The sequence below is a fragment of the Micrococcus endophyticus genome (assembly GCF_014205115.1).
GTDB lineage: Bacteria > Actinomycetota > Actinomycetes > Actinomycetales > Micrococcaceae > Micrococcus > Micrococcus endophyticus.
Genome location: NZ_JACHMW010000001.1, coordinates 916,492 through 942,803, shown reverse-complemented (window position 1 = coordinate 942,803; position 26,312 = coordinate 916,492). Strand labels below are relative to the sequence as shown.

General features: G+C 72.0%; 27 protein-coding genes and 2 tRNA genes. 25 read left to right on the top strand and 4 right to left on the bottom strand.

The window, feature by feature from the left end:
• Nucleotides 1-5 precede the first annotated feature (5 nt).
• Complete coding sequence (locus tag HDA33_RS04265) at nt 6-692, top strand: histidine phosphatase family protein (RefSeq protein ID WP_184171285.1); 687 nt, start codon at nt 6-8, stop codon at nt 690-692.
• 121 nt (nt 693-813) lie between these two features.
• Nucleotides 814-889, top strand: a tRNA-Ala gene (locus HDA33_RS04260).
• A gap of 86 nt (nt 890-975) precedes the next feature.
• Here the strand turns inward: HDA33_RS04260 and HDA33_RS04255 are convergent.
• The gene (locus tag HDA33_RS04255) at nt 976-2,106 is read right to left on the bottom strand and encodes an oxidoreductase (RefSeq protein WP_184171282.1); all 1,131 of its coding nucleotides are present in this window, start codon (nt 2,104-2,106) and stop codon (nt 976-978) included.
• Nucleotides 2,107-2,275: 169 nt separating this feature from the next.
• Between HDA33_RS04255 and HDA33_RS04250 the strand changes: the two genes are divergently transcribed.
• The 10 genes from HDA33_RS04250 (at nt 2,276) to HDA33_RS04205 (ending at nt 10,690) form a co-directional block, all read left to right on the top strand.
• Nucleotides 2,276-2,348: transfer RNA gene (locus tag HDA33_RS04250), tRNA-Ala, on the top strand.
• A gap of 246 nt (nt 2,349-2,594) precedes the next feature.
• Nucleotides 2,595-3,674 (top strand): hypothetical protein, encoded by a 1,080-nt coding sequence (locus tag HDA33_RS04245; RefSeq protein WP_184171279.1) that lies wholly within the window; start codon nt 2,595-2,597, stop codon nt 3,672-3,674.
• 115 nt (nt 3,675-3,789) lie between these two features.
• Nucleotides 3,790-4,125 (top strand): hypothetical protein, encoded by a 336-nt coding sequence (locus HDA33_RS04240; protein ID WP_246416865.1) that lies wholly within the window; start codon nt 3,790-3,792, stop codon nt 4,123-4,125.
• Nucleotides 4,122-5,507 carry an NAD-dependent succinate-semialdehyde dehydrogenase gene (locus HDA33_RS04235; protein ID WP_184171276.1) on the top strand — a complete coding sequence of 462 codons (1,386 nt, stop codon included), beginning with the start codon at nt 4,122-4,124 and terminating at the stop codon, nt 5,505-5,507. The genes HDA33_RS04240 and HDA33_RS04235 overlap by 4 nt, the downstream gene beginning before the upstream one ends.
• Nucleotides 5,508-5,850: 343 nt before the next feature.
• Complete coding sequence (locus tag HDA33_RS04230; protein WP_184171273.1) at nt 5,851-7,302, top strand: cryptochrome/photolyase family protein; 1,452 nt, start codon at nt 5,851-5,853, stop codon at nt 7,300-7,302.
• 241 nt (nt 7,303-7,543) lie between these two features.
• Nucleotides 7,544-7,939: a recombinase family protein gene (locus HDA33_RS13065; protein ID WP_158508123.1), complete on the top strand. Its 396-nt coding sequence runs from the start codon at nt 7,544-7,546 to the stop codon at nt 7,937-7,939.
• Entirely contained in the window at nt 7,834-8,190 is a 357-nt protein-coding gene (locus HDA33_RS04220) for a recombinase family protein (RefSeq protein ID WP_375162454.1), read from the top strand. Before HDA33_RS13065 ends, HDA33_RS04220 begins: the two co-directional genes overlap by 106 nt.
• A 147-nt stretch (nt 8,191-8,337) precedes the next feature.
• Nucleotides 8,338-8,838: a hypothetical protein gene (locus HDA33_RS04215; RefSeq protein ID WP_184171267.1), complete on the top strand. Its 501-nt coding sequence runs from the start codon at nt 8,338-8,340 to the stop codon at nt 8,836-8,838.
• A gap of 296 nt (nt 8,839-9,134) precedes the next feature.
• Complete coding sequence (locus tag HDA33_RS04210) at nt 9,135-10,259, top strand: hypothetical protein (RefSeq protein WP_184171264.1); 1,125 nt, start codon at nt 9,135-9,137, stop codon at nt 10,257-10,259.
• Between the two features lie 119 nt (nt 10,260-10,378).
• Nucleotides 10,379-10,690 (top strand): hypothetical protein, encoded by a 312-nt coding sequence (locus HDA33_RS04205; protein WP_184171262.1) that lies wholly within the window; start codon nt 10,379-10,381, stop codon nt 10,688-10,690.
• Nucleotides 10,691-10,771: 81 nt separating this feature from the next.
• Here HDA33_RS04205 and gabT read toward each other — a convergent pair whose 3' ends face one another.
• Nucleotides 10,772-12,094: a 4-aminobutyrate--2-oxoglutarate transaminase gene (gabT, locus tag HDA33_RS04200; protein WP_184171259.1), complete on the bottom strand. Its 1,323-nt coding sequence runs from the start codon at nt 12,092-12,094 to the stop codon at nt 10,772-10,774.
• 117 nt (nt 12,095-12,211) lie between these two features.
• On the opposite strand from gabT, the gene HDA33_RS04195 reads away from it, so the two are divergent.
• The 3 genes from HDA33_RS04195 (at nt 12,212) to HDA33_RS04185 (ending at nt 15,304) form a co-directional block, all read left to right on the top strand.
• Nucleotides 12,212-13,153 (top strand): LysR family transcriptional regulator, encoded by a 942-nt coding sequence (locus HDA33_RS04195; RefSeq protein ID WP_184171256.1) that lies wholly within the window; start codon nt 12,212-12,214, stop codon nt 13,151-13,153.
• A gap of 64 nt (nt 13,154-13,217) precedes the next feature.
• Nucleotides 13,218-14,114 (top strand): class F sortase, encoded by an 897-nt coding sequence (locus HDA33_RS04190; protein ID WP_184171252.1) that lies wholly within the window; start codon nt 13,218-13,220, stop codon nt 14,112-14,114.
• Between the two features lie 134 nt (nt 14,115-14,248).
• Complete coding sequence (locus tag HDA33_RS04185) at nt 14,249-15,304, top strand: DUF305 domain-containing protein (protein WP_184171249.1); 1,056 nt, start codon at nt 14,249-14,251, stop codon at nt 15,302-15,304.
• A gap of 55 nt (nt 15,305-15,359) precedes the next feature.
• On the opposite strand, the gene HDA33_RS04180 is transcribed toward HDA33_RS04185, so the two are convergent.
• Both HDA33_RS04180 and HDA33_RS04175 read right to left on the bottom strand, forming a co-directional pair.
• Nucleotides 15,360-15,680, bottom strand: a complete 321-nt coding sequence (locus HDA33_RS04180) for a GNAT family N-acetyltransferase (RefSeq protein WP_158493022.1) — start codon at nt 15,678-15,680, stop codon at nt 15,360-15,362.
• Nucleotides 15,677-16,060, bottom strand: a complete 384-nt coding sequence (locus tag HDA33_RS04175; RefSeq protein WP_184171246.1) for a type 1 glutamine amidotransferase family protein — start codon at nt 16,058-16,060, stop codon at nt 15,677-15,679. The genes HDA33_RS04180 and HDA33_RS04175 overlap by 4 nt, the downstream gene beginning before the upstream one ends.
• Nucleotides 16,061-16,211: 151 nt before the next feature.
• Between HDA33_RS04175 and HDA33_RS04170 the strand changes: the two genes are divergently transcribed.
• From HDA33_RS04170 to HDA33_RS04125, 10 genes are all read left to right on the top strand, one after another.
• Nucleotides 16,212-16,496: a hypothetical protein gene (locus HDA33_RS04170; RefSeq protein WP_158494676.1), complete on the top strand. Its 285-nt coding sequence runs from the start codon at nt 16,212-16,214 to the stop codon at nt 16,494-16,496.
• A 950-nt stretch (nt 16,497-17,446) separates the two neighbouring features.
• Nucleotides 17,447-17,692 (top strand): glutaredoxin-like protein NrdH, encoded by a 246-nt coding sequence (nrdH, locus tag HDA33_RS04165; RefSeq protein WP_017487875.1) that lies wholly within the window; start codon nt 17,447-17,449, stop codon nt 17,690-17,692.
• Between the two features lie 11 nt (nt 17,693-17,703).
• Nucleotides 17,704-18,171: a class Ib ribonucleoside-diphosphate reductase assembly flavoprotein NrdI gene (gene nrdI, locus HDA33_RS04160; RefSeq protein ID WP_184171238.1), complete on the top strand. Its 468-nt coding sequence runs from the start codon at nt 17,704-17,706 to the stop codon at nt 18,169-18,171.
• Nucleotides 18,168-20,345, top strand: coding sequence for a class 1b ribonucleoside-diphosphate reductase subunit alpha (nrdE, locus tag HDA33_RS04155; protein WP_184171235.1), 2,178 nt, complete (start codon nt 18,168-18,170; stop codon nt 20,343-20,345). Before nrdI ends, nrdE begins: the two co-directional genes overlap by 4 nt.
• A 64-nt stretch (nt 20,346-20,409) precedes the next feature.
• The gene (nrdF, locus tag HDA33_RS04150) at nt 20,410-21,393 is read left to right on the top strand and encodes a class 1b ribonucleoside-diphosphate reductase subunit beta (RefSeq protein ID WP_221432956.1); all 984 of its coding nucleotides are present in this window, start codon (nt 20,410-20,412) and stop codon (nt 21,391-21,393) included.
• 461 nt (nt 21,394-21,854) lie between these two features.
• Complete coding sequence (locus HDA33_RS04145) at nt 21,855-22,805, top strand: MetQ/NlpA family ABC transporter substrate-binding protein (RefSeq protein ID WP_338104245.1); 951 nt, start codon at nt 21,855-21,857, stop codon at nt 22,803-22,805.
• Between the two features lie 3 nt (nt 22,806-22,808).
• Nucleotides 22,809-23,903, top strand: coding sequence for a methionine ABC transporter ATP-binding protein (locus HDA33_RS04140; RefSeq protein WP_184171233.1), 1,095 nt, complete (start codon nt 22,809-22,811; stop codon nt 23,901-23,903).
• On the top strand, nt 23,900-24,577 hold the full coding sequence (locus HDA33_RS04135) for a methionine ABC transporter permease (RefSeq protein ID WP_338104244.1): 678 nt from the start codon (nt 23,900-23,902) through the stop codon (nt 24,575-24,577). Before HDA33_RS04140 ends, HDA33_RS04135 begins: the two co-directional genes overlap by 4 nt.
• Nucleotides 24,578-24,665: 88 nt before the next feature.
• Nucleotides 24,666-25,532: a thioesterase family protein gene (locus tag HDA33_RS04130; RefSeq protein ID WP_184171230.1), complete on the top strand. Its 867-nt coding sequence runs from the start codon at nt 24,666-24,668 to the stop codon at nt 25,530-25,532.
• On the top strand, nt 25,529-26,299 hold the full coding sequence (locus HDA33_RS04125; protein ID WP_184171227.1) for a lipoyl protein ligase domain-containing protein: 771 nt from the start codon (nt 25,529-25,531) through the stop codon (nt 26,297-26,299). The genes HDA33_RS04130 and HDA33_RS04125 overlap by 4 nt, the downstream gene beginning before the upstream one ends.
• The last annotated feature ends 13 nt before the right edge of the window (nt 26,300-26,312 follow it).

Sequence of the window (26,312 nt, the reverse complement as noted above, 5' to 3'; positions counted from 1 at the left end):
ACGGAGTGCGACTGATCCTGCTGCGCCACGGCGAGACGGACTGGAATGCGGGCGACCGCTACCAGGGCCGCACGGACGTGGAGCTCAACGCCGTGGGGGAGCGCCAGGCCCGCCGCGCCGCGGTCGGGCCCGTGGGCGACCTCCTCGAGGAGGCCGCCGAGCTGGTGGCCGTCGCCTCCCCGCTGGCGCGGGCCCGCCGCACCGCCGAGATCCTCCTCGAGGCGCGCGTGGGCGCGGCCGACCTGGCCCTGGACGAGCAGCTCATGGAGCTGCACGGCGGGGACTGGGAGGGGCTGGAGCTGACGGCGATCGCGCAGCGGTGGCCCGAGGAGCACCGCAGCTGGCGCGCCGTCCCGGCGCTCGACGCCGGACCCGTGGGCGGGGAGACTCTGCGCGGGGGCGGCGAGCGGGCGCTCGGTGCGCTGCGCGGCCGCGTGCCGCAGCACTGGGCGGCCGGCGCGGGCACGGCAGGCGACCCTCACGACGACGGCCGGCAGGGTGCCCGCACCCTGCTCGCCGTGGCGCACGGCGGCGTGATCCGCGCGGCCGTGGGGCTGCTGCTGCGCCACGAGGGCGAGGCGTTCGCCGCGCTGGAGAGGATCGACAACGCCCGCGCCGCCGTGCTGCAGGGCGCGTTCTCTCCCGCGACGGAGGGCTGGGGCGACTGGACCCTCGAGGGCTACAACGTCTGAGGGCGCCCCGGCCCGGACGCCGATTTGGTGCCCGCGCGGGGACCGTGTACGCTGGTCGAGTTGCCAGCGAGGCGAACGGGCCGGAAACGGCGCGTGAACATCGCGGGTGACGCCCACATCTGGGGGTATGGCGCAGTTGGTAGCGCGTCTGCATGGCATGCAGAAGGTCAGGGGTTCGAATCCCCTTACCTCCACCAGTGAGAAGGCCCGGTCCATACGGACCGGGCCTTCGTCGTCGTCGGGCTCCTGTGCGGCCCCGGGAGGCGACCGCCGCCCTGCGACATCACCGCGCTGCAGCACTGCGGTGATGTCGCTCCGCCGCGGTCGGTGCGGGGGACACGCTGGGGTACGCGGCGCGCTCCACCGACGTGAGTGCGGGTTCCACCGCACGGCCCTCCCGCGCTGAGGCGACGGCGGCCTCGAGCACCGCCATCACGGCGACGGCCTGGTCGGGGGTGGCGGCGTCGCCGTTCGGGCGGCCGAGGATCGCGTCGCGCACACCCGCATAGGACCGCTGCTGGGCTCCGGTCGGCGCGGGGACGCGCTCGGTGTTCCCCTCCCCGTCGTGCAGGAGGATCGGGTCGGGGTCGGCGCCCCAGCCCTCGGCGTCGGGCAGCAGGCCCGCGCGCAGCTGAGCCTCCTGCTGGTCCGGCAGTTCCTTCACCGCGGTGCCGCGCGTGCCGTGGACCGCGAAGCGCGGGCTGCCGCCGGCCACGAGCATCGACGCCTGCAGGACCACGCGCCGGCCCGGGTACTGCAACACGCAGTGGGCCCAGTCCTCGACTGGGGCGCCCGGACGCAGGGCCGCGAGGTCGGCGTCCACGCGTTCGGGGACGCCGAAGAGCAGGAGCGCCTGGTCGACCAGGTGCGGGCCGAGGTCGAACCAGATGCCGCCCCCGGGCACCGCGGCTTCCCGCCAGCGGTCCCGGACGGTCGGGCGGAAGCGGTCGATCCGGGACTCGAGGTGGACGACGTCCCCGAGCCGGCCGGAGCGGACCAGCTCGGCGATGCCCAGGAAGTCGCTGTCGAAGCGGCGGTTCTGGAACACCCGCAGCACCCGCCCCGTCTCGGCCGCCAGGCCGCGCAGCTCCCGCGCCTCGGCGAGACTCAGTGTGAACGGCTTGTCCACCACCACGTGCCTGCCCGCCCTCAGAGCGGCGCGCGCGACCGGCGTGTGCTGATCGTTCGGGGCGGCGATCACCACGACGTCCACGTCGTGCCGCGCCAGGAGCGCGTCCACGTCGGGCACCACGACGACGTCCGGCAGGTCCGCGTGCACCGCGTCCGGGCGGCTCGAGACGACATGGGTGAGAGCGAGTCCCTCCGTGGCGTGGAGCAGGGGGACGTGGAACGTCTTCCCGGCGAACCCGTAGCCGATCAGGGCGGTGCGGATCGGTGCGTCGATGGGGGGCATGCAGGACCTCCTGGTCGGGCGGAGGGAATGGGGGTGTCTCCTGCACGCTAGGCCGTGGGGCCACGGCGGTCCATCGACGCCGCCCGGCCGGTTTGCACAGTTGAGGCAGTTCGGGTATTCTATTCAGGTGCTCCGGCCGGTCCGCCGGAAACGGAGTCACCACCCACCTGGGGGTATGGCGCAGTTGGTAGCGCGTCTGCATGGCATGCAGAAGGTCAGGGGTTCGAATCCCCTTACCTCCACCCGTCAGAAGGCCCGGTCCATATGGACCGGGCCTTCGTCGTCGTGGCAGCCGGTTCGCCGTCGAGACCCGCCGGTCACGGCCGGGTTGCGGTCCAGCGTCGATCAGGCATCGGCGTCGCACAGCCCTTTCACGGCAGGCTCTGAGCGGACAGACTCGAAGCGTCCCCACCCGTGAAGCCCGGAACACCGGTGCTGCAGAGGCGGGGGCCGCCGGCCCTGTCCGGCCGACTCAGTGAGGAGCTGCCATGTCCGTCATCCGTACCCGTCGTCCCTCTCTCCGTCACCTGCCCGCCACCGTCGCCGCCGCCGGCCTCATCACCACCGTCGCCCTCGCCGGCCCCGCCGCCGCCTGGGACGACGCCCATGGCCCCCAGGCCGGCTACTTCCAGGCCGTCGACCACGAGAACGTCACCACCGCCTTCTTCCAGACCTACGACGGCTACGACCCGGAGGACCTCACGCTCACGCTCACCCCGGTGGCCGAGGACGGCACCCGCCTGGAGGGCGGCCAGGAGGTCGAGTTCACCTCCCTGGACGTCATCGACGGCGGCGCGGTGGACGTCCTGGAGACCCGCCGCGCGCTCGGCGCGGCCGGTGAAGGCCTCGTGCGGTACGACGTCGTGGCCGACGGGCAGATGCTGAACATGGGCATCACGCTCCAGGCGGACGCTGACCTCACCGACGATCAGGGGGCGGCCGTGCACGCCGTCGACGGCCCGCAGATGGCCCACCTCGGGGACCGGCCCCTGGTCTGGGACTCGGCCATGCAGCTGGCACCCGGGGTGGAAGGCGCCGAGATCGTCCACCTGGTCGCCGCGCCGACGATGGAGAGCACCTACGCGGAGGTCGTGGCCGAACCGGCCCACGGTGAGGTCTTCGCGTTCCGTGACTCGGAGCACTCCGAGCTCCGTGCCTGGTACCTCCCCGAGGAGGGCTTCGTCGGCACGGACACCTTCACCGTCGACTTCCACAGCGACCGCATCGCCCACGTCCAGACCGTCACCGTGCAGGTCGGCGAGGAGATCCCCGCCGCGTATGACGGCTTCCTCGATGCCGAGGACGGCGTCCTCAACGGGAAGCCGCTCGACCTGACCGACCCGGACACCGCTGCGGCGCTCGCCGCGTTCCGGGGCGACGAGGCCGCCCCGGCTCCGGAGGATGAGGAGGAGCAGACCGCTCCGGTCGAGGGCGACGCCGACGAGCAGCACACGACCCCGGACACCGTCGAGACGGGGCAGTCCACCGGCTGGTGGCTTGCCGGCCTCGGCGCCGCCGCCGCTGGGGGGCTGGTCGTGGCCCGCCGTCGTCTGGGCCTGACCGACTGACAGCCCGCCGCACACAGATCCTTCGACGCGCCGCCCCTCTCACGCGGAGGGGCGGCGCGTCCGTACCGGCATGACACGCGGCCGGCGGTCCGTAGGTCAGTCGCCGAGTCCCGCCATGGGCGCGGGCAACCCGGACAGCCAGGAGCCGATCTTCACGGTGCTCCCCGGCCTCGTGCTGCTGGTGATGTTCTGCGTGACCGCGCTGGACTCCACCGACCCCGACTACGGCTCCGGCTCCTCCGTGTTCGGCGTCGGCACCGTGTTCGTCCTGGGCATGGGCGTGCTGGCGATCGGCGTGGTACTGATGATGTGGACGCGGCTGCGCCACCCGGCCTACTTCCGTGGCGAGACCCTGCCGCAGACGGACTCGACCCGACCCATCCCGATCATCCGTCCGGACGACGACGGCACTGCCGTGGTCCGGGACCCGAACGAGAGGACCCACTCATGAGCACCCCCACCGGCTATCGCGTGCAGGACCCCAGCACCGACCAGGTCGTGGAGACCTTCCCCGCCCTCGCCGACGGTGAGGTCGACCAGCTGCTGGCCGCCGCCGAGACCGCCCAGCGTGCGTGGGCCGCCCGCCCCATCGAGGAGCGCGCCACCATCGTGCAGAAGGTCGCGGACCTCTTCGAGGAGCGCAAGGACGAGCTCGCGCAGATCATCGCCACCGAGATGGGCAAGCGCGTGACCGAGGGCGTCGAGGAGGCGGAGTTCAGCTCGGCCATCTTCGGCTACTTCGCGGACAAGGGCCCCACCTTCGCCGCGGACCGCCCCATCGAGACCTTCGAGGGCGGCCGCGCCATGATCCGCCACCTGCCCCTGGGTGTGCTGCTGGGCGTCATGCCCTGGAACTTCCCGTACTACCAGATCGCCCGTTTCGCCGCACCGAACCTCATGCTCGGCAACGCCATCGTGCTCAAGCACGCCGAGATCTGCCCGCGCTCGGCCCTGGCCGTGCAGCAGATCATGGACGACGCCGGCGTGCCGGCCGGCGTGTACACCAACGTGTTCGCCACGCACGACCAGATCGCCGAGTTCATCGCCGACCCGCGCGTGGCCGGCGTCTCCCTGACCGGCTCCGAGCGGGCCGGCTCCGTGATCGGCGCGCTCGCGGGCCAGCACCTCAAGAAGGCCGTCCTCGAGCTCGGCGGCTCGGACCCGTACATCGTGCTCGACGCCGAGGACCCGGCGGAGGCCGCCCGCACCGCGTGGGCGACCCGCATGTACAACATGGGCCAGGCCTGCAACTCCAACAAGCGCATGATCGTCTCGGCGGACATCCATGACGCCTTCGTGGCCGAGCTGGTGTCCCTGGCCGAGGCCATGAAGCCCGGGGAGGCTGCCGACGAGGACCCGACGGTCTTCACCCCGCTGTCCTCGCGCGGTGCCGCGGAGGGCCTGGGCGAGCAGGTGGAGCGGGCCCGGCAGCAGGGTGCGACCGTCCACGTCGGCGGGACCGTCACGGACGAGGCGGGCGCCCGCTTCGCCCCGGCCGTGATCACGGGCGTCACCTCCGAGATGGACGCCTACCGCGAGGAGCTCTTCGGCCCCGTCGCCGTCGTCTACAAGGTGGAGTCCGCGGACGAGGCGCTCGCCCTCGCCAACGACTCCCAGTACGGCCTGGGCGGCGCCGTGTTCTCCCAGGACGAGGCCCAGGCCGAGCGGGTCGCCCGGCAGCTCGAGGTCGGCATGGCGAACGTGAACACGCCGGCCGGCGAGGGCGCAGAGATCCCGTTCGGCGGCGTCAAGCGCTCCGGCTTCGGCCGCGAGCTCGGCCCGCTCGGCATGGACGAGTTCGTCAACAAGCAGATGTTCTACGTCCAGGACTGACGTGGGGCCATGAGCTCGTCGCAGTGAGCGGATGCCCGCACCCGTCGCCGGACCGTGTCCCCGGCGTCGGACGTTGAAGGCTGGAAAAGCGGCCGCGGGCATGGTGGGGTACACGCATGCCCGCCCCACCCACGCCTCGCGGCAGACCCCGCCCTCTCCCGGACCGCTGCGCCGGCGGCGACGGGGCGGTGCGGTGGGGGCGACGGAGCGGTGCGGTGGGGGCGACGGAGCGGTGCGGTGGGGGGACGCCGACAGGAGCCGTCCACGTCGACGCCATGGGGGCGGCCGTGATCGGTGAGGCCATCCGGCGGGAAGAGAGGCAGCGGGCGGAGGTGCCGGAGCGATGACGACGCTCTTGTGGCTGCGCGATGACCTGCGCACCCTCGACCATGAGGCCCTCACCGCCGCGTGCGAGGACGTCCGTGACTCCGGCGGCGCCGTGGTGGGGCTGTGGATTCGGGAGGAGGCGGAAGTGGACGCGGACGGCGGCCGCCTGGGTGCCCGCCCCCTCGGTGCGGCCGCCCGCTGGTGGAACCACCGCAGCTTGGAGGCCCTGGCCCCCCGGCTCGAGGCCCTCGGGGTGCCGCTGGTGTTCGCCCGGGGGGACGCCGCGGCGGTGGTGCCGGCGGTGGCCGCGGGGCTCGGGGCCGACGTGGTGCGGTGGAGTCGCCGCTACGCGCCACGGTCCCGCGCCCTGGACGCCCGCATCAAGTCCATGCTGGTGGACGCCGGCGTGGCGGCGCACAGCCACCCCGGGGCGCTGCTGGCGGAGCCCTGGGAGGTCACCACGAAGGTCGGCGGCCCGTACGGGGTGTTCACCCCCTTCCACCGCACCCTCTCCGAGGTGGAGATCGCACCGGAGCTGGAGGTGCCCGAGCCCGTGGACCCGCCCGGGCCTGCCGTCCGAGATGCGCTGGACCGACTGCACGAGGAGGGTCTGCTGCTCCGATTGCCGGCTCTGGGCCTGCTGGACGAACGCCCCCGCTGGTGGGAAGAGACCGTGGCGCTGCACTGGGAGCCGGGGGAGCGCGCGGCCCTGGACGGGCTGGCCCGGATGGCGCAGGGCGTGGCCAACTATGGCGCGACCCGGGACGTCCCCGCGGACGCGGACTCCACGACCGGTCTCTCCCCGCGGCTGCGCAGCGGGGAGCTGTCCGTGCGCACCGCCTGGCATGCCGTCCGCCGCGCGGCCGTGGATGGGCAGGTGTCGGCCGAGGACGCTCGGGCCTGGATCCGCCAGCTGCACTGGCGGGAGTTCTCCTGGCACCTCACCTTCCACCACCCCGACCTGCACGAGCGGCCACTGCGGCCGCAGTTCGCCGTGTTCCCCTACCGACAGGATGAGGAGCTCGCCGAGGCGTGGCGGCGCGGCCGCACCGGCATCCGGCTCGTGGACGCCGGCATGCGCCAGCTCTGGGAGAGCGGCTGGATGCACAACCGGGTGCGGATGGTCGCGGCCTCCCTGTTCTGCAAGAACCTCCTGCAGCCCTGGTGGGAAGGGGAGGCGTGGTTCTGGGACACGCTGGTAGACGCGGACGAGGCGAACAACCCGGTGTCGTGGCAGTGGGTGGCCGGCTCGGGGGCGGACGCGTCCCCGTACTTCCGGATTTTCAATCCGGACACTCAGGCCGCGAAATTCGATCCGGAGGGCCGCTACGTGGCTCAGTGGCTGCCCGAGGCCGTGCAGCCGCTCAGCGGGTACCCACCTGCGCCGGTGGTGGACCTGACGGTGTCTCGGCGGGAGGCCCTGGACGCCTACGAGGCCATGAAGGAGGCCGTCGCGGGCCGCGCCTGAGGGCTGTCGCCGGACTCGACGTCGACGGCCCCGGGGCGGGCCGCCCCACGGTTGCGTCGGGGGCGTCCCGCGCCCACCATGAACGGGACACCCTCCCACTCATCGCGAATCGAGGACCCATGTACCCCACCCCGATGACCTTCGACGTGGCGCGCGCCGGCCGCGCCAAGGCTTCCCCGGCCGTTCTCGCTGAGCGCCGCCGCGACCTCACCACCGCCAAGCTGCCCCCCGCACCCGCCCCCTGGCCCTCGCATACGTCCGCGTCTCGACCGAGGACCAGGCCGAGCATGGAGCCTTCCTCAACGCCCAGCGCGCCGCGCTCGCGGCCGAGGCTGACCGCCGAGGCTGGGACGTCGAGGTGGTGGCGGATGAGGGCCAGTCCGGCAAGTCCCTGAAACGTCCCGGCCCCCAATCCGCCCTGACCCGCCTCGACCGAGGGGAGACGGACGTCCTGCTTGCCGTCAGGCTCGACCGGGTCAGCCGCTCGGTCGCCGACTTCGCCGGGCTACTCGACCGCTGCCAGCGCCGAGGCTGGGGGCGCTGGTCCTCCTCTCACCAAACATCGACACCGCTGACCCGGCGGGCCGCTTCACGGCGCACGTGCTTGCGTCCGCCGCGCAGTATGAGCGGGAGCTGATCAGTCAGAGCATCCGGGAGGGCATGGCCCAGCGGAAGGCCGAGGGCGTCCGGTTCGGCCGCCCCAACGAGATCCCGGACGAGGTCCGCGAGCGTATCCTCCGCATGCGTGCTGAGGGCGTCCGCGTCTCCCACATCGCCCGCACCCTAACCGAGGAGGGCATGCCGACGGCCCGAGGCGGGGGCGTGTGGCGCTCCTCCACCATCGACCGCGTGCTGGCCCAGGCCGAGCAGATGGTCACAGCTGCCTAACACTCCCTCTCCGTCCCTCTCCCCGCTTCTCGGGGACGTTCCGCATCGAAGGGGACGCGGGCGCACCTGGGGCCCGCGCTCGCGGGAGAGAGACGGAGAGGGAGGAGGAGGCCCCTGACCCGGTCAGGGGCGTCTATGCTGCGCCCTATGAGCGTATGGCTGGCGGCGCAGGCGGGGGAGTCTGAATCGCTTTGGAATCAGGACTGGGGTTCAGTCCCAGACTGGGTCGCCGGGTTTGGCACTGTCGCCGCAGTGCGGTACGCGCTCGTCCAGGGTGTCAACCAACGTAAGCGCGAGGTGGAGCAGCAGCGTCGCCGCGTGGCCGGAGTATCGGTTGACCAAACCCTAACTAAGTACCACCTCCAGAACAGCGAGGGAAAGCCAGCCAGTGACCCCTTCGCGTACAAGGCTCTAGTGAGAAACCAAACTGGAGCCGCGATCTCGAACGTGTATGTCTTCGACCGCTTAGGCAAGAAGATTGTGGATGTTGCGCCCATACCGCCAGGTGGGGAGGAACCCGTCGCGGTGTTGTGGGATGAAGACATGAGCGATCCCGTCATAGTGCGAGTGCACTTCAATGACATTGACGGCGGCGGCTGGGATGTCGATGCTGAGGGCAAGCTGTATAACTGTCCGGTAGTGCACTGACTCGGTCAGCGCCCGGGCCTGGCGTTCGGCGGCGTCAAGCGCTCCGACTTCGGCCGCGAGCTCGGCCCGCTCGGCATGGACGAGTTCGTCAACAAGCAGATGTACTTCGTCCAGGACTGACAACCCCACGACGACGACGGGCCCGCCTCCGGTGACCGGAGGCGGGCCCGTCGCCGTCCAGTCAGCACCCAGGTAGCATGTGGCCCACGACACAGTCGTGGTCCCGCCGCCGCTCGGCCCCGGGGCCGGATCCGCCCGCCGGCCGCGTCGGCGGGCCCCTGCTCGAAGGACCCGCCATGGCCCCCACCTCCTCGCGCCTGTCCGCCGCCGTGCTCGGCGTCGCGCTCGCCGCCGGCGTCACCGCCGGCCCCGCCCTCGCCGTCGATCCCGCCCCCGCCGTCGCGTTCCCCGCCGCCAGTGCCGCCCTCACCGAGGCCATGACGGCCGACGACGCCGGTGAGGTCACCGACGGCGATCTCGTCGTCCGCGTCCTCGGCCCGGACGGCCAGGAGATCGTCCTGCCCGAGGACTTCGGCTGGACGTCGGACTTCGGCTGGTTCCCCGGGATCGGTGACGGCCTCGACACCGACGATGACCTCACCGAGGAGGAGTGGGCCGCCGTCGACGAGATCTTCGCCCTCTGGGAGGAAGACCCGGACGCCGAGCTCACCGCCGAGCAGGAGGCGCTGCTGGAGCGCATCGGCTGGTACGACGACCCGTGGTCCGAGCTCACGGACGAGGAGGTCACGCTCCTGGAGGAGCTGTTCCTGCTGTGGGAGACGGACCCGTCCGCGGAGCCCACCCCGGAGCAGCAGGCGCTGCTGGAGCGCATCGGCTGGGACGCGGAGACCGACCCCCTCGCGGGCCTCACCGAGGAGGAGCTGGCCGCCCTCGAGCGCTACGCCGACTCCGTCTGCCTGTTCGCCGGGGACACCCTGGTGTTCACGCTGGGCGACGTCGTCCACGGCGAGCTCCGCGAGGTCGACGAGGAGGCCCTCGCCATCGAGACGGAGTGGACCTTCGTGGCGGGCCTCGTCCCGTGCGAGGGCCTTACCGCCGCCGACCTGGCCGCCCCGGAGACCCTGCGCATCGAGACCACGATGGACGGCATGACCCAGGTGGTCCGCGTGCTCATCACGGACCCGGAGCTGCTCGCCGAGTTCGAGGCGTGGCTGGCGGCCGCCGAGGACGGCTCCGTCCCCGACCTCGGGTCCGATGAGACCCTCCCGGCGGCCGGGTCCGACACCGAGCCGGCACCGGGCGCTCCGGTCGCCGAGGGGGACGAGACCGCCGCGGCGGGCGAGGAGCACGTGGTGCCCTCGACCGTGGAGACCGGCGTCGGCGTCGGCCCGTGGGCGGCCCTGGCCGCCCTGCTGGCCGGCGCGGGCCTCGTGGGCGTCCGCCGCTCCTTCACCGCCTGAGCGCGGGCAGCGGGGCGGGCCGGCCCGGTGCCCGGGGCGTCCGGGACTTGTCCCCGCCCCCGGGCGGCGGCCACCATGGTGGCCGAATTCCCGTCGTACCCTGCAGAAACGAGCCCTCCATGTACCCCACCCCCCTGACCTCCGACGTCGCCCGTGCCGGCCGTGCCCTGGCCCAGGTCGGCGTGGGCGCCCTGGCCGCGGCGGCCGGCCTCGAGAAGGAGCAGCTGCGCCGCTTCGAGAAGGGGCTGGCTGACCTGCGGGTGGACGAGCGTCTGCGTCTGGAGAAGGCCCTGCGGAAGTACGGCGTCGGGCTGGTCCCGGAGGACGAGTTCGGCGGCACGGGGGTCCGCCGGATCTTCACCGCCGAGAAGTCCCGGCGCCTCGAGGCCCTGGAGAATGAAGGCGGCCCCGCGTACGAGGACGACATCTGAGTCTGCTGCCGACAGGCGGACGGCCCCGCATCCCGGGCAGGGATGCGGGGCCGTCGTCGTCGGTCCGCCGGTGGCGGGGGCTCAGGCGGACTGCAGCGCCTTCGTGACCTCGCTCAGGCCCTCCTTGAGGAGGTCCTCACCGATGGTCAGCGGCGGCAGGAAGCGGATCACGTTGCCGTAGGTGCCGCAGGTGAGCAGGATGACGCCGGTGGCGCGCACGGCGGCGGCGACGGCGGCGGTCAGCGCCGCGTCCGGCTCGCGGGTGCCGGGCTCCACGAGCTCGATCGCCATCATCGCGCCGCGGCCGCGGACCTCGGCGATGCGGTCGTCGGCGTTCTGATCGAAGTGCTCGCGGATGACCTGCTCGATGCGGGTGGCCTTGGCCAGCAGGTCCTCGTCCTCGATCGCCTCGAACACGGCGAGCGCCGCCGCCGTGGCGACGGGGTTGCCGCCGTAGGTGCCCCCGAGGCCGCCCGGGTGCACGGAGTCCATCACCTCGGCGCGGCCGGTGACGCCGGAGAGCGGCATGCCGCCGGCGATGCCCTTGGCGGTGGTCATCAGGTCCGGCTCCACGCCCTCGGCCTCGCACGCGAACCAGGAGCCGGTGCGGGCGACGCCGGACTGGACCTCGTCCGCGATGAACAGGACGTCGTTGGCCTTGCACCACTCGACGACGGCGGGCAGGAAGCCCTCGGCGGGGACGATGAACCCGCCCTCGCCCTGGATGGGCTCCATGATGACGGCGGCCAGGTTCTCCGCGCCGATCTGCTTCTCCAGCGCGGAGATGGCGTGCTGCGCCGCCTCGGCGCCGGACAGGCCGTCCCGCAGCGGGTAGGAACCGGGGACGCGGTAGATCTCGGGGGCGAACGGGCCGAAGTGGTGCTTGTACGGCATGTTCTTGGCGGTCAGCGCCATGGTGAGGGTGGTGCGGCCGTGGTAGGCGTGGTCGAAGGCGGCCACGGCCTGCTTGCCGGTGTAGGAGCGGGCGACCTTGACGGCGTTCTCCACGGCCTCGGCGCCGGAGTTGAACAGGGCGGTGCGGGTCTGCCCGGAGATCGGCGCGGTGCGGTCCAGCTGCTCGGCCACGGCCACGTAGCCCTCGTAGGGGGTGATCATGAAGGAGGTGTGGGTGAACTGCGCGACCTGCTCCTGGACGGCGGCCACGACGCGCGGGTGGGCGGCGCCCACGGAAGTCACGGCGATGCCGGAGGCCAGGTCGATCAGGCGGTTGCCGTCCACGTCCTCGAGGATGCCCCCGGCGGCGCGCGCGGCGTAGACGGGCATGGTGGTGGCGACGCCGGCGGGCACGGCCGCCTTCTGGCGCTCGGCGAGGGCCTGGGAGCGGGGGCCGGGCAGCGCGGTGGCGAGGTGACGGCTCTGCTCGAGGTCGGGGGTCGAGGACACGGAGGGGCCTCCTGGGGTCGGCTCGCGGGGGAGCGGCGGATGGATCTGCTCCCATCGTGGGGCCGATGGGCCATGCCGTCCAGTGATGATCCGGCATGGGGGCTATGCTCGGCCGTCATGGAGGAGAGGCTGCTGCGGGCGTTCGTGACGGTGGCCGAGGCCGGGACGGTCTCGGCGGCCGCCCAGCGCCTGGACCTGGTCCAGTCGGCCCTGAGCCGTCAGCTGCAGCGGCTGCAGCGCGAGCTGCGCCTGCCGCTGTTCGCCCGGGTGGGCAGCCGCCTCGAGCTCACCACCGCGGGGGAGGCGTTCCTGCCGGTGGCCCGCCGGGTGCTCGCCGCGCACCGCCAGGCCGAGCAGGCGGCCCGCACCCTGGCCTCCGGCAGCCTCGCCGAGGTCGCGATCGCCGCGCCGGGCACCACGCTGATCGACGTGGTCCTGCCCTTCGTCGCCACCCTGGACGAGGACGACCCCCGCCCGCGCGTCGCCGAGACCCAGCTGGACGACTCCCTGCAGGACGCCCTGGCCCGGCACGACCTCGTGGTGATGCCCATGGCCCCGGGGCCCACCGTGCAGGCCCTGCACCTGATCGACCTGCCCGTGTGGGCGTACGTCGCCCCGGGCCACCCCTGGGCCGACCGCGCGGACGTGGCGCTCGAGGAGCTGGTGGACGTGCGCGTGGTCGCGCCGTCGCGGTCCTTCATGGCCCGCCGCGTGCTGGACGGCGCCGTGGCCGTGGCGGGCCTGACCGCCCCCGAGCTGAGCGAGGCCAACTCCGGCCGCGTCGCCCAGGCCCTCGTGGCCACCGGCGCCGGCGTGGCCGTGGTGACCGAGGACCCGGCCTTCGGCCTCGTCCCGTTGCGCGTGCTGCTCGACGGGCGCGCCCTGTCCGTGGGGCTGCACGCCGCCTGGCGCGCGGACCACTTCGCCGCCGCGACGCTCGCGCGGATCGCCGCCTCGCTGCAGGACTTCGTGCGCACCCGCTACCCGCAGCCGGGACCCGCAGATGACATTCCGGTGACGACCCGCGCGTCTCCCTTGTCCGCCGCGCCCTCGCAGTGACACGATCCAGCCGTCCACCACGCCGCCGCCCCGCGCGCCGGTGCCCGACCGGGGGAGATGTCCGATGAGCACCACCGCCAAGCGCGCCCTATGGGCCGTCCTGCTGCTGGCCTGCGCCGGCCTGGTCTGGCTCGCGCTGAGCGGCACCCTGGCGATCGGCCGGGCGCCCATCAGCGCCGCCCCGTCCCCGGCCGCATCCGCGAGCGGCACGCCCGCCCCCGAGAGCGCCGCGCCGACGGTGGCCCCCTCGACCTCCGCGCCGGCGTCGGCCGCCGCCCCGAGTCAGGCGCCGGCCGAGGAGTCCGAGCCTGCCGCCGAGCCCTCCGACGAGGCGGCGCCGTCGCAGGAGCCCACCGAGGCCGAGGCGCCGAGCACGGAGCCCGCCGAGGCCGAGGCGCCGAGCACGAAGCCGGCGGAGGCCGACGCGCCGGCGTGGCAGGGCCTGATGACCGGCCCGGCCGCCCCGTGGGAGTCGATCGACGCCGCCCCCGTGCACGTGGAGGTGCACCAGGACGGGGAGCGGATCGTGGGCGCCTCGGTGGAGCACACGCAGATGAACGAGGCCGGCGAGCTCGACCCCGACCCGCAGACCGTGGGCTGGTACGGCGCGCCCCAGTGGGGCACGGATCCGGGGGAGCGCTCCCCGTACGCCGGCATCCTGGCCGGGCACGTCGTCTACTACGGGGTGAAGGACGTCTTCTGGAACCTCGACGCGGTGCGGGCGGGCGACGTCGTCGTCCTCACCTACGACGACGGCAGCCAGGCCGTCTTCGAGGCGGACGCGGACGCCGTGTCCGTGGAGAAGGAGGCGCTCACGCAGGACCCGGCGAACCGGTGGGCGTGGGAGCCGGGCGGCGACGACGCCAGGCTCACCCTCATCACGTGCGACCTCGTGCCCGGCACCGGCATGGCCGGGAACGCGTTCAACAACTGGGTCGTCCAGGCCACCCGCGTGGCCTGACGGGCCCGCCCGGACCCCCGGCCGTCCCGGGCCGGAGGGGTACCCTGGGGAGGCCGGGGACGCGCCGACCGCGTCGGTGGACCCCGACCCCGACCCCGTAGACCGGGAGACGACCGCCGAGAGGACCTGCGCCCATGATCCGAGCCGACATCGCCCCCGCCCGCGCGCGCTCCCGCCGCTGGAGCGTGGCCGTCGGCGGTGCGCTCCTGACCCTGACGCTCGCCGTCAGCGGCTGCAGCGTGGCCGACGAGCCCGCGCAGTCGAGCGGCACCGAGGCGGGGAACACCTACCTGGACGGCGTGCTGGCCACGCCCAGCCAGACCTCCGCGGACCCGCTCGCCGGCGACATCCAGTTCGCCGGGCTGCTGCTGCGCAACCACCGCGACGTGATCGGCCAGTCCGAGGAGCTGCTCGCCACGGACGGCGTGGACCGCGAGATCCGCTCGATGGCCGAGCGCGCCCAGTCGCAGCACGAGGAGCGCGCCGGACGCCTGGAGGCCATGCTCGAGGGCTGGGGCGTGTCCACGGAGGACCTGCGCGGCGTCGGCGCCGAGGCCACCCCCACCCCCGAGGCCCAGCCCTCGGAGGGCGGGGACCCCGTGCCGGTCACCGGCGACGAGCTGCGCGCCGGGCTGCTCTCGGAGCGCGAGAAGAACGTGCTGGCCGCCGCGGACGCGGAGGACGCCGGCCGCATCTACCTGCTGCAGATGCACCGCGTGTACCAGGGGGCGCTCACGATCTCCGCCACCGAGGCGGAGTCGGGCACCGACGAGGAGGCCAAGGCGCTGGCCGCCTCCGTGGTGGCGGACCACCAGGAGGACATGCAGCGCATGGTGGAGGTGCTCGCGGACATGGGGGCGATCGGCGCGGACGCCTCGCACACCGCCCTCCCCTCGGGCTACACCGGCCCCATCAAGATCGAGGGCACGGGCGCCGACGGCGGCCCCGTCCCGTCCGACTTCGTGCCCGAGCCCTTGCAGCGCGTACAGTCCTTCCGGGCGACGCAGCGCCCGGTGCTGCCGACGTCGAGCTCGCCGGGCGACGCGGAGGACCGCCGCGGCCGCGACTCCGCCACGGCCAGCCCGTCCCCGACCCCTGCGGACACGGCCCGGCCCTCGCCGAGCCCGTCCTCCGCGGCGAGCCCCTCGCCGAGCGCGACCACCGGCTCGCCGAGCGGCACGAACCGCTGACGTGCGGACCGGGCCGTTGACGGGCGCGCGCGGCGTCCCGGCAGCGGAACGGCGCTCAGCGCGGCGCGACCAGGTGCGCCTTCTCCGGGTGCTCCTCGAGCCACTGCGCCACGTACCAGCACAGCGGGACGATCTGCCGGCCTCCGGCGGCTCCGCCGCGCGCCTCGATGTCCTCGACCGCGCCCGCGGTGAGCGTGGCCGCGTGCCCGTGCCCGCGGTGGACGGGGATCGTGAAGGCCCGGGTCAGGGCCACGGCGGTGCCGTTGTCCCGATAGTCCAGGACCGCCAGCAGCGTGCCGCCGTCGTGCAGCTCGTACCGGGACTCGGCGTCGTTGCGCGTGACGGCGGGGCCGCCCGCGGCGTCGCGCGCCGTCATCGCCGGGCCTCCGCGTCCGCGAGGATCCGTTCGGCCAGCGGCCGGGAGGACTGGGGGTTCTGGCCGGTGTAGAGGTGGCGGTCCACCACCACGTGGGGCCGGTAGGGGAGGGTGGCGGAGGAGTAGTCCGCGCCGCGGCGCTCGAGGTCCCTCTTCAGCCGGTCGGTCTTCCAGGGGGCGCCGCCCATCAGGCCCAGGCTGGTCTGGTCCACGGTGGGCGCCACGCCGCCGGGGGTGGCGACGGCGACGTCCCAGCCGGCGTCGGCGAACACGTCGTGCGGGACCACGAACTCCTCGGCCCAGAAGCCGGTCTCGTGGCGGGTGCCGTCCTTCAGGGTCCAGTGGTCGGACGCGGAGAGGACGAACAGGACGGAGGGCATGGCGCTTCCTTTCGATCCGGCGGAACGTGGGTCCACCGTAGTTCCGGGCGGGGCGGGACGGGAGGGCGGAGCCGCGCGCGGCCCGCTGCGGCCGGGCCGCGGACGGGACGAATCGTCCCGTCGCTGCCACTCAGCATCCGCGGAGATCACCATGACCATCACGGCCTCGACCACCGCGCCCACCGCCCCGTCCCGCCGAGTCCGTCTCGCCGCCTCCACGCCGGACGCCCACGCCGCCGAGGACGTCGACGTCCGGGTGCGGCCGGAGGGCGGCGACGCCTGGACGACGGTGGCGCACCGCAGCGGGGCCGACCCGGTCGGCGCCGTCAGCAGTCGGGACATCCAGGAGGCGATCGGCACGCCGGAGCGCGGCCGTGCTGCGCGTCAACGACTCGGGCAATGCCGACGGCACGGGCGTGCTGGTGACCTCGCCTGATGCGGACTGCATCCCGGTGTCCGACCCCGCGGACCCGTCGGCCCTGCACTGGCTTGACGTCGCCACGACCACGCGGGAGACGAACTCCCTCATGGAGACGGGCCCGCTCCTGTCCATGGAGGAGCTCCCGGCGACGCCCTGCGCCCCACGGACTGGGCCCTGCTGCGCGCCCACGGCCTGGGCGGCGACGACGAGGACGGCGTCCGCCAGGGCCCCCGCCCGTCTCGCCCGGCATCCAGGACCCGGGCACGCCGGCGCCCGGTGACGACGACGCCGCGGACGACGACGCCCACGAGGTCCCCGAGACCGTGGAGACCGGCGACGGCGCCGCGTGGTGGCTCGCCGCCCTCGGCGCGGCCGCGGCGGGCGTGCTGGTCCGCTTCCGCAAGGGACTCGGCCTGGTCTGATCCCGGCTGCTCGCACCTCGTTGCGCGCACGACTCGCCGCCTGCAGATCGCGCGGACGGCGAGTCGTGAGCACAACCCGGCGGGGGAGCGGTGGGAGGCCGCGTCCACGTCTCCCGACGGCGGTCACCGGAGTCCGGTGGCCGCCGTCGTCGCGTGTGCGGGGCGGGCCCTTATCCCGTCCGGGTCCACATCTAGTGTCCGGGGCGAGGGGGACACGCCGACGAGAAGGGGTGGCGCACGTGACTTCCGGCACCGGAAACGGGGGACGAGGGTTCTCCACCGACTGTGGACATCCGGGGGCGGCCTCGGCGTGTCCCGCATGGCCGTGCGGATCGCGCGCGGAGCCCGGATGTGGACAGTGTGGGGAGGGACTGAGGATCCGTAACTACACGGGTGTCACTACTACATGTAGGGACAGCCAACGTCGGTCGTCACTAGATGTAGTATCGACGCAGACGTTCGGCGTGCGCCCGGAGTTCACCTCGCGGGCGCCGCGCCGCCACCTGCACGACCATCAGAGACCACGAAGGAACAGGGATCGCCATGACCGTCACCGTGTACACCAAGCCGGCCTGCGTGCAGTGCAACGCCACCTACCGTGCACTGGACAAGAAGGGCATCGCCTACGAGATCGTCGACATGTCCCAGGACCCGGCCGCCCTCGAGCGCGTCCGCGGCCTCGGCTTCATGCAGGCGCCCGTCGTCGTCACCGAGACCGACTCCTGGTCCGGCTTCCGCCCGGACAAGATCGCCGAGCTCGCCGAGGCCGCCGCCGCGTCGGTGGCCTGACCGGAGCGACGGTGACCGTCGCCGCGGACCCGGGCCACATCCGCTCGGCCGAGGCGCAGGGACTGGTCCCCACGGACGCGGGACTGATCTACTTCTCCTCCGCCTCCAACTACACGCACCGCTTCGTGCAGAAGCTCGAGCTCCCCGAGGACCGGGTAGCTCGCCTGCCGTTGATCACCCGGGAGCCCACGCTCAGCGCCACCGCCCCCTACGTCCTCCTCACCCCCACCTACGGGGGCGGCGACGGACCAGGGGCGGTGCCCAAGCAGGTGATCAAGTTCCTCAACGTCCCCGGGAACCGCACCTGGATCCGGGGCGTGATCGCATCCGGGAACACCAACTTCCATGAGGCCTACTGCCTGGCCGGCTACATCATCGCCCGCAAGTGCCAGGTGCCCCTCATGTACAAATTCGAACTCATGGGCACCCCCGAGGACGTGGACCGCGTCCGGGGCGGCCTGGAAGGACTGTGGACATGACCCTCACCGCACCCACCGAGGCGGACCTCATCCGCCAGGCCAAGAACATGCCGGCCGAGTGGCAGAACCTCGGCTACCACGAGCTCAACGCGATGCTGAACCTCTACGGGGCGGACGGCCGCATCCAGTTCGAGTCCGACCACGCCGCCGCGCGCCAGTACTTCCTGCAGCACGTCAACACCAACACGGTGTTCTTCCACGACCTGGAGGAGAAGCTCGACTACCTGCAGAAGAACGACTACTACGAGACCGAGACGTTCGAGCAGTACCCGTTCGAGTTCATCCGCGGGCTCTTCGACCGCGCCTACAAGGCCAAGTTCCGGTTCCCCACCTTCCTCGGGGCGTTCAAGTTCTACACCTCCTACGCGCTCAAGACCTTCGACGGCAAGCGCTACCTCGAGCGCTACGAGGACCGGGTCGCCGTCGTCGCCCTGCACCTCGCCCGCGGCGACCAGGAGCTCGCCACCCACCTCGTGGACGAGATGATCGCCGGCCGCTTCCAGCCGGCCACCCCCACCTTCCTCAACTCCGGCAAGAAGCAGCGCGGCGAGCTCGTGTCCTGCTTCCTGCTGCGCATCGAGGACAACATGGAGTCGATCGCCCGCGGCATCAACTCCGCCCTGCAGCTGTCCAAGCGCGGCGGCGGCGTCGCCCTCTCGCTCACCAACATCCGCGAGCACGGCGCCCCCATCAAGCAGATCGAGAACCAGTCCTCCGGCGTCATCCCCGTGATGAAGCTCCTCGAGGACTCCTTCTCCTACGCCAACCAGCTCGGCGCGCGCCAGGGCGCCGGCGCCGTCTACCTGAACGCGCACCACCCGGACATCCACCGCTTCCTCGACACCAAGCGCGAGAACGCGGACGAGAAGATCCGCATCAAGACCCTCTCCCTGGGCGTCGTGATCCCGGACATCACCTTCCAGCTGGCCAAGAAGAACGAGGACATGTACCTGTTCTCGCCCTACGACGTCCAGCGCGTCTACGGGGTGCCCTTCTCCGAGATCTCCGTGACCGAGAAGTACTACGAGATGGTCGACGACGCGCGGATCAAGAAGACCAAGATCAACGCGCGCGAGTTCTTCCAGACCCTCGCCGAGATCCAGTTCGAGTCCGGCTACCCATACATCGTGTTCGAGGACACCGTGAACCGCGCCAACCCCATCAAGGGCCGGATCACCATGTCCAACCTCTGCTCCGAGATCCTCCAGGTCTCCGAGGCGTCCGAGTACAACGAGGACCTGACCTACTCCCACATCGGCCAGGACATCTCCTGCAACCTCGGCTCCATGAACATCGCCAAGACCATGGACTCCCCGGACTTCGGGCAGTCCGTGGAGACCGCGATCCGCGCCCTGACCGCCGTGTCCGTGATGTCGGACATCCAGTCGGTGCCGTCCATCGCCAAGGGCAACTCGGCCTCCCACGCCATCGGCCTGGGGCAGATGAACCTGCACGGCTACCTCGCCCGCGAGCGGGTCCACTACGGCTCCGAGGAGGGCGTGGACTTCACCAACATGTACTTCTACGCCGTGCTGTTCCACGCGCTGCGCGCCTCGAACAAGATCGCGATCGAGACCGGCGAGCGCTTCGGCGGCTTCGAGGACTCGAAGTACGCCTCCGGCGAGTTCTTCGACAAGTACACCGAGCAGGAGTGGACGCCCGCCACCGAGCGCGTGGCCGGCCTCTTCTCCGACGCCGGCATCACCCTGCCCACGCAGGAGGACTGGCGCGAGCTCAAGGCGTCCGTCATGGAGCACGGCATCTTCAACCGCAACCTCCAGGCCGTCCCGCCGACCGGCTCGATCTCCTACATCAACAACTCGACCTCCTCGATCCACCCCGTGGCCTCGAAGATCGAGATCCGCAAGGAGGGCAAGCTCGGCCGCGTGTACTACCCGGCGCCGTACCTCACCAACGAGAACCTCGAGTACTACGAGGACGCGTACGAGATCGGCTACGAGAAGATCATCGACACGTACGCCGCCGCCACCCAGCACGTGGACCAGGGCCTGTCCCTGACCCTGTTCTTCAAGGACACGGCCACCACCCGCGACCTGAACCGCGCCCAGATCTACGCGTGGCGCAAGGGCATCAAGACGATCTACTACATCCGCCTGCGCCAGCTCGCGCTCGAGGGCACCGAGGTGGAGGGCTGCGTGTCCTGCATGCTGTGACCGGCGCCCCCCGCCGGACCCCAGCACCGCCGTCGCCCCCGCCCGCCCGATCCCCGAAGGAACGATGACCGAAGTGACCGACACCGTGAAGACGAACCACCTCGTCGAGGCCATCAACTGGAACCGCATCCAGGACGACAAGGACGTGGAGGTGTGGAACCGCCTCGTCAACAACTTCTGGCTGCCCGAGAAGGTGCCGCTGTCCAACGACGTCCAGTCCTGGTCCCACCTCACGGACGAGGAGCGCCTGCTCTCCATGCGCGTGTTCACCGGCCTGACGCTCCTGGACACCATCCAGGGCACCGTGGGCGCCGTCTCGCTGATCCCGGACGCCATGACCCCGCATGAGGAGGCCGTCCTCACGAACATCGCGTTCATGGAGTCGGTGCACGCGAAGTCGTACTCCTCGATCTTCTCCACGCTGGCCTCCACCAAGGAGATCGACGAGGCGTTCCGCTGGTCCCGGGAGAACGAGAGCCTGCAGCGCAAGGCCTCCCTGATCGTGGAGCGCTACGACGGCGAGGACCCGTACAAGCGCAAGATCGCCTCGACCCTGCTCGAGTCGTTCCTGTTCTACTCGGGCTTCTACTGGCCCATGTACCTCTCCGCCCACGCGCGCCTGACCAACACCGCGGACCTGATCCGCCTGATCATCCGCGACGAGGCCGTGCACGGCTACTACATCGGCTACAAGTACCAGCGGAACATCGAGACCCTGCCCGAGGAGAAGCGCGAGGAGCTCAAGGCCTTCACCTTCGAGCTGCTGTTCGAGCTGTACGAGAACGAGGTCGAGTACACGCACGACCTCTACGACGCCGTCGGCCTGTCCGAGGACGTCAAGAAGTTCCTGCACTACAACGCGAACAAGGCGCTCATGAACCTCGGCTACGAGCCGATGTTCCCGGCCGAGACCACCAACGTGAACCCGGCCATCCTCTCCGCGCTGTCCCCGAACTCGGACGAGAACCACGACTTCTTCTCCGGATCCGGCTCCTCCTACGTGATCGGCAAGGCCGAGAACACCGAGGACGAGGACTGGGACTTCTGATCCCGTCCGCCTGATCTCCGTCCCGACGACGGCCGGTCGCCTCCCCACGGAGGTGCCCGGCCGTCGTCGTTTCGCGAGATGCACCACACTCCGGCGCCCAGGCCCCGGAGTATGACGCTGCGCGTCACCGCCCTGCCCGATGGAGCACACACGCTGCGATACGCTGGAGCCCAGCTTCAGGAGAAGCGGCTGTGGACCCCGCCTCGGCGGGCCCACGTGGTCCCACGACGAGCCGCTCGCCAACCCCATGTTCACGGGTGGCAACGGACCGAGAAGCGGCCCGCCTCCGCTGCGTGCAGACCCCTCGAGGGGAGCCCGCGGTGACTGGGGGACGGGCAAGAGCAGCGTTCGAAAGGATCCCTGCCTCCGACTCGGGGCGTCTCTCGCCCCCGCCCGCCGTGCTGTTGTCCCGCGGGGAACCACCCACCGCACGGCCCACCCCGCACCGTTCCGTGCCCGCCGTGCCCACCCGCGCCGGCGGCCTCGCCCTGTCCTCCAAGGAGAACCCCATGACCGCCTCGAACATCTCCCGCCGCTCCTTCGCCGGCCTGTCCCTGGCCGCGGTCGGCGCGCTCGCCCTGACCGCCTGCAACTCGCAGGCCGAGGATAAGAGTGACGACGGCGCCCAGACCGTGCGCATCGGCGTCGTGTCCGAGAACGAGACGCACCGCGCCCTGGTGAAGCTCGCCAAGGAGAAGCACGGCATCGACGTCGAGATCCGCAACTTCACCGAGTACACGCAGCCGAACCCGGCGCTGGACAACGGCGACATCGACATGAACTGGTTCCAGCACATCGCCTACCTGGCCGACTACAACCAGGCCTCCGGCAAGGACCTGACGCTGATCGGGACCACCGAGATCATCCCGCTGCCCCTGTACTCCAAGACGTACAACGACGTCTCCGAGTTCCAGAAGGGCGACACGGTCGCCATCCCCAACGACACCGTGAACCAGGCCCGCGCCATCAACGTGCTCGTCGCCGCCGGCCTGTTGACGCTGTCCAACGACACCATCCGTCCCGAGGTCCGCGACATCGACGAGGCCGCCTCCACCGTGAAGGTCCAGCCCGTGGCCGCCCAGCAGACCGTGAACGCGCTCGAGTCCGTCCAGGGCTCGGTCATCAACAACACGTTCTCGGCCGACGCCGGCATCGACACGAACACCGCCCTGTTCAAGGACGACCCCCAGGCCGACTCCGCCAAGCCGTTCGTCAACGGCTTCGCCGTGCGTCGCGCGGACCGCGACAACGAGACCTACCAGAAGGTCGCGGCCCTGTACCACGAGCAGGCCGTGCTGGACGAGTCCGCGAAGCTCTCCTCCGACACGAGCGTGCCGGTGCAGCTCGACGCCGCCGAGATCGACGAGACCCTGAAGCAGTACCAGGACGCGATCGCGAAGCAGGGCGCCTGATCCATGGCAGGTTTCCATACGTCCGACCGTGACGCGGTCACCCCGGGGCGCCATTCTGAGGGCGCCCCGGGAGAGCCGGTCATCGTCTTCGACCACGTCAGCCGCGTCTACGCCGCCAAGAAGGGCCGCGGCGTCACGGCCGTGGACGACGTCTCGCTCACCGTGAACCGCGGCGAGGTCTTCGGCGTCATCGGCTTCTCCGGCGCCGGCAAGTCCACCCTGATCCGCATGATCAACGGGCTGGAGAAGCCGACCTCGGGCACCGTCACGGTGCTGGGCCAGCAGGTCTCCCACCTCTCCGAGGCGAAGCTGCGTCCGCTACGCACCCGCATCGGCATGGTCTTTCAGCAGTTCAACCTGCTGACCTCCCGCACGGCGGCCGGGAACATCGAGTTCGCCCTGGAGACGGCCGGCTGGCCGCGGTCCACGCGCCGCGCCCGCGTGGCGGAGCTGCTCGAGTTCGTCGGCCTGGCGGACAAGGCCAAGCACTACCCGGAGCAGCTCTCGGGCGGCCAGAAGCAGCGCGTCGGCATCGCCCGCGCCCTGGCCGCCGAGCCGGAGATCCTGCTCGCGGACGAGGCCACCAGCGCCCTGGATCCCTCGACGACGCACGAGGTGCTCTCCGTGCTGCGCCGCGTCAACGAGGAGCTCGGGGTCACGATCGTGGCCATCACCCACGAGATGGAGGTCATCCGCTCGATCGCCGACCGCGTCGCCGTGATGGACACCGGCCGCGTGGTGGAGTCCGGCAAGGTCTACGACCTCTTCTCCCGGCCCGCCCACTCCGCCGACGCCGCGTCCTTCGTGGCCACGGCGCTCAAGGACCGGCCGAATGCCGAGGAGGTGGCGCGCATCCGAGCGCGCACCGAGGGTCGGCTGATCATGGTCTCGCTCAAGGACTCCGCCGCGGTCTCGGCGGTGCTCGGCACCGCCTCGACGCGCGGCGTGGGCTTCGAGATCGTCCACGGCGGCATGTCCGCCACCAAGGACTCCGCGTACGGCCTGCTCACCGTGTCGCTCACGGGCGAGGCCGCCGCGGTGGACGCGTTCGTCGCGGACCTGGCCGGCGCCGGGGACGTGCAGGAGGTGCACCAGTGATCGACCGATTCCAGAACCTCGACTGGGGGTACTACGGCCCCGAGCTGCTGATCGCCATGGGGGACACCCTGTACATGGTCGGCTGGGCCTTCATCCTCGGCGGCATCCTCGGCCTGGTGATCGGGCTCGTCCTCTACACCACGCGTCCGGGCGGCATCTTCGCCAACCGTGCCGTCTACCTGGTCACGAACTTCGTCGTGAACCTGATCCGGCCCATCCCGTTCGTCATCCTCATCGCCGCCCTGCAGCCGCTGACCATCTCGGTGCTCGGCAGCGGCATCGGCAACACCGCCGTGGTGTTCTGCATGATCTGGGCGTCCACGTTCGGCATCGCCCGCATCGTGGAGCAGAACCTCGTCTCCCTCGACCCCGGCGTGATCGAGGCCGCCCGCGCGATGGGCGCCTCCCGCATGCGGATCGTGCGCACCGTGGTGCTGCCCGAGGCCCTCGGCCCGCTGATCCTCGGCTTCACGTTCGTGATCATCGCGCTCGTGGACATGTCCGCGATGGCGGGCATCATTGGCGGCGGCGGCGTCGGCAACTTCGCCATCGTGGAGGGCTACAACCGGTTCCGTCCGGAGGTCACCTGGCTGGCCGTGATCGTGGTGATCGTGTTCGTCCAGGGGCTGCAGCTGATCGGCAACGGCATCGCCCGCAAGGTCATGCGCCGCTGAACCCCGGCTCGGCCCACGCCATGACGGCCGGTGACATCCCCGCGGGGACGTCACCGGCCGTCGTCGTCGTTCTGGCAGACTTCGGCCCATGACCGACATCTCCTCCACCCCGGCGACTTCCGTCGCCGACGATCCCCTGGCCTTCTACGTCCGCCTCGGCGAGCCCACCGTGGACGCCGACGGCGTCCGCACCTCCCGCGTACGCTCCACCGTGCACGCTCAGGGCGCATGGCGGGAAGAGGAGATGCACATGGCCGCCGTCTCGGGCCTGCTGCTGCACGAGGTGGCCGCGCACGAGACCACCCCCGGGCTGCGGGTGGGACGGCTCTCCTACGACATCCTGGGCACGCTCTGGTCGGGCGAGCTCGAGGTGGTCACGCGCACCCTGCGTCCGGGCCGCACCATCGAGCTCGTCGAGGCCGTACTCCACGCCCGGGGCCGCACCGTGCTGACCCTGCGCGCCTGGCTGCTGTCCACCTCGGACACCTCCGCCGTCGCCCAGCTGCCGGACGAGCCCCTCCCGCCGCGCTCGCAGGCGCAGGCGCACAACGCGCTCCACGGATGGGCAGGCGGGTACATCGCCTCCCTCGACGGCGTCGTCCTGCCCGGCCACGGGCCGGGCCACGGCCGGGTGTGGCTCACCACGGACCGCGAGATGGTGGCGGGGGAGAGCACGAGCGACCTGGTGCGCCTGATCGGCCTCACCGATGCGGCCAACGGGATCGCCCCGGCCCTGCCGGCGAAGCCGGGCGGGTGGTTCTTCCCCAACGTGGACCTGCAGATCCACCTGTACCGCGAGCCCACCGGCCACTGGCTCGGCCTCGCGGGGCAGGTCACGGTGGGCCCGGACGGCGTGGGCCTGACCAGCACCGTCCTCCACGACGACGACGGCCCCTTCGCCCACGTCGAGCAGACCCTCACCCTGCGCTCCTGGCCGGTCGAGGGCGGCCTGTGAGAGCAACTCCCCGGCTGCGCTGGGCCGTGCAGGAGCGGACCCTCGGGGCCGCCGAAGACCTCGACTGGGCCATGGGCGAGCTGGCCGTCTTCCGCGCCGCCGCGGCCGAGGGGAGGGCCCTCGACGATCTGATCCGCGTCTACGTGCCCGAACCGACGGTCGCGTTCGGCCAGCGCGACGCGCGGCTGCCCGGCTTCGAGGCCGCAGCCGCGGCGGCTCGGACCCACGGCTTCGAGCCGGCGGTGCGCCGGGCCGGCGGACGCGCGGCGGCCTACCACCACGGCTGCCTGGTGGTGGACCACCTGAGCCAGCAGGAGGACGCGGCGCTCACGCAGCAGGCCCGGTTCGCGGAATTCGCCGACCTGTTCGTGCGGGCGTTCGCGCGCATGGACGTGCCCGCCTCCGTGGGCGAGATCCCGGGGGAGTACTGCCCGGGCGAGTTCTCCGTGCAGGGTCCTGCGCCGACATACCCGGTGAAGCTGGCCGGCTCCGCGCAGCGCGTGGTGAAGGGGGCGTTCCTGTTCTCCACTCACGTGGTGGTGTCCGACCCCGCCCCGCTGCGGGCCGTGCTCGTCGACGTCTACCGGGAGCTCGGCCTGGACATGGACCCGCGCACGGCGGGCGCGGCCGAGGACGTGCGCCCCGGCGCGAGCGTGCCCGCGTTCGCCGCGGCCCTGCGGGAGGAGTACACGGCGTGGGCGGCCGCCGCCGGGATCGAGGTCGTGGACGAGCAGCTCGCCGTCCTCGGCGCGGGCACCTCCGGCTGAGGGCACGGGCGGC

Excerpts from the sequence above, each read along its gene's own strand:
- HDA33_RS04255 (WP_184171282.1), bottom strand. The coding sequence starts at position 2,106 with ATGCCCCCCATCGACGCACCGATCCGCACCGCCCTGATCGGCTACGGG.
- HDA33_RS04245 (WP_184171279.1), top strand. The coding sequence starts at position 2,595 with ATGTCCGTCATCCGTACCCGTCGTCCCTCTCTCCGTCACCTGCCCGCC.
- HDA33_RS04240 (WP_246416865.1), top strand. The coding sequence starts at position 3,790 with ATGGGCGCGGGCAACCCGGACAGCCAGGAGCCGATCTTCACGGTGCTC.
- HDA33_RS04235 (WP_184171276.1), top strand. The coding sequence starts at position 4,122 with ATGAGCACCCCCACCGGCTATCGCGTGCAGGACCCCAGCACCGACCAG.
- HDA33_RS04230 (WP_184171273.1), top strand. The coding sequence starts at position 5,851 with ATGACGACGCTCTTGTGGCTGCGCGATGACCTGCGCACCCTCGACCAT.
- HDA33_RS04215 (WP_184171267.1), top strand. The coding sequence starts at position 8,338 with ATGAGCGTATGGCTGGCGGCGCAGGCGGGGGAGTCTGAATCGCTTTGG.
- HDA33_RS04210 (WP_184171264.1), top strand. The coding sequence starts at position 9,135 with ATGGCCCCCACCTCCTCGCGCCTGTCCGCCGCCGTGCTCGGCGTCGCG.
- HDA33_RS04205 (WP_184171262.1), top strand. The coding sequence starts at position 10,379 with ATGTACCCCACCCCCCTGACCTCCGACGTCGCCCGTGCCGGCCGTGCC.
- HDA33_RS04195 (WP_184171256.1), top strand. The coding sequence starts at position 12,212 with ATGGAGGAGAGGCTGCTGCGGGCGTTCGTGACGGTGGCCGAGGCCGGG.
- HDA33_RS04190 (WP_184171252.1), top strand. The coding sequence starts at position 13,218 with ATGAGCACCACCGCCAAGCGCGCCCTATGGGCCGTCCTGCTGCTGGCC.
- HDA33_RS04185 (WP_184171249.1), top strand. The coding sequence starts at position 14,249 with ATGATCCGAGCCGACATCGCCCCCGCCCGCGCGCGCTCCCGCCGCTGG.
- HDA33_RS04180 (WP_158493022.1), bottom strand. The coding sequence starts at position 15,680 with ATGACGGCGCGCGACGCCGCGGGCGGCCCCGCCGTCACGCGCAACGAC.
- HDA33_RS04175 (WP_184171246.1), bottom strand. The coding sequence starts at position 16,060 with ATGCCCTCCGTCCTGTTCGTCCTCTCCGCGTCCGACCACTGGACCCTG.
- HDA33_RS04170 (WP_158494676.1), top strand. The coding sequence starts at position 16,212 with ATGACCATCACGGCCTCGACCACCGCGCCCACCGCCCCGTCCCGCCGA.
- nrdH (WP_017487875.1), top strand. The coding sequence starts at position 17,447 with ATGACCGTCACCGTGTACACCAAGCCGGCCTGCGTGCAGTGCAACGCC.
- nrdE (WP_184171235.1), top strand. The coding sequence starts at position 18,168 with ATGACCCTCACCGCACCCACCGAGGCGGACCTCATCCGCCAGGCCAAG.
- nrdF (WP_221432956.1), top strand. The coding sequence starts at position 20,410 with ATGACCGAAGTGACCGACACCGTGAAGACGAACCACCTCGTCGAGGCC.
- HDA33_RS04140 (WP_184171233.1), top strand. The coding sequence starts at position 22,809 with ATGGCAGGTTTCCATACGTCCGACCGTGACGCGGTCACCCCGGGGCGC.
- HDA33_RS04130 (WP_184171230.1), top strand. The coding sequence starts at position 24,666 with ATGACCGACATCTCCTCCACCCCGGCGACTTCCGTCGCCGACGATCCC.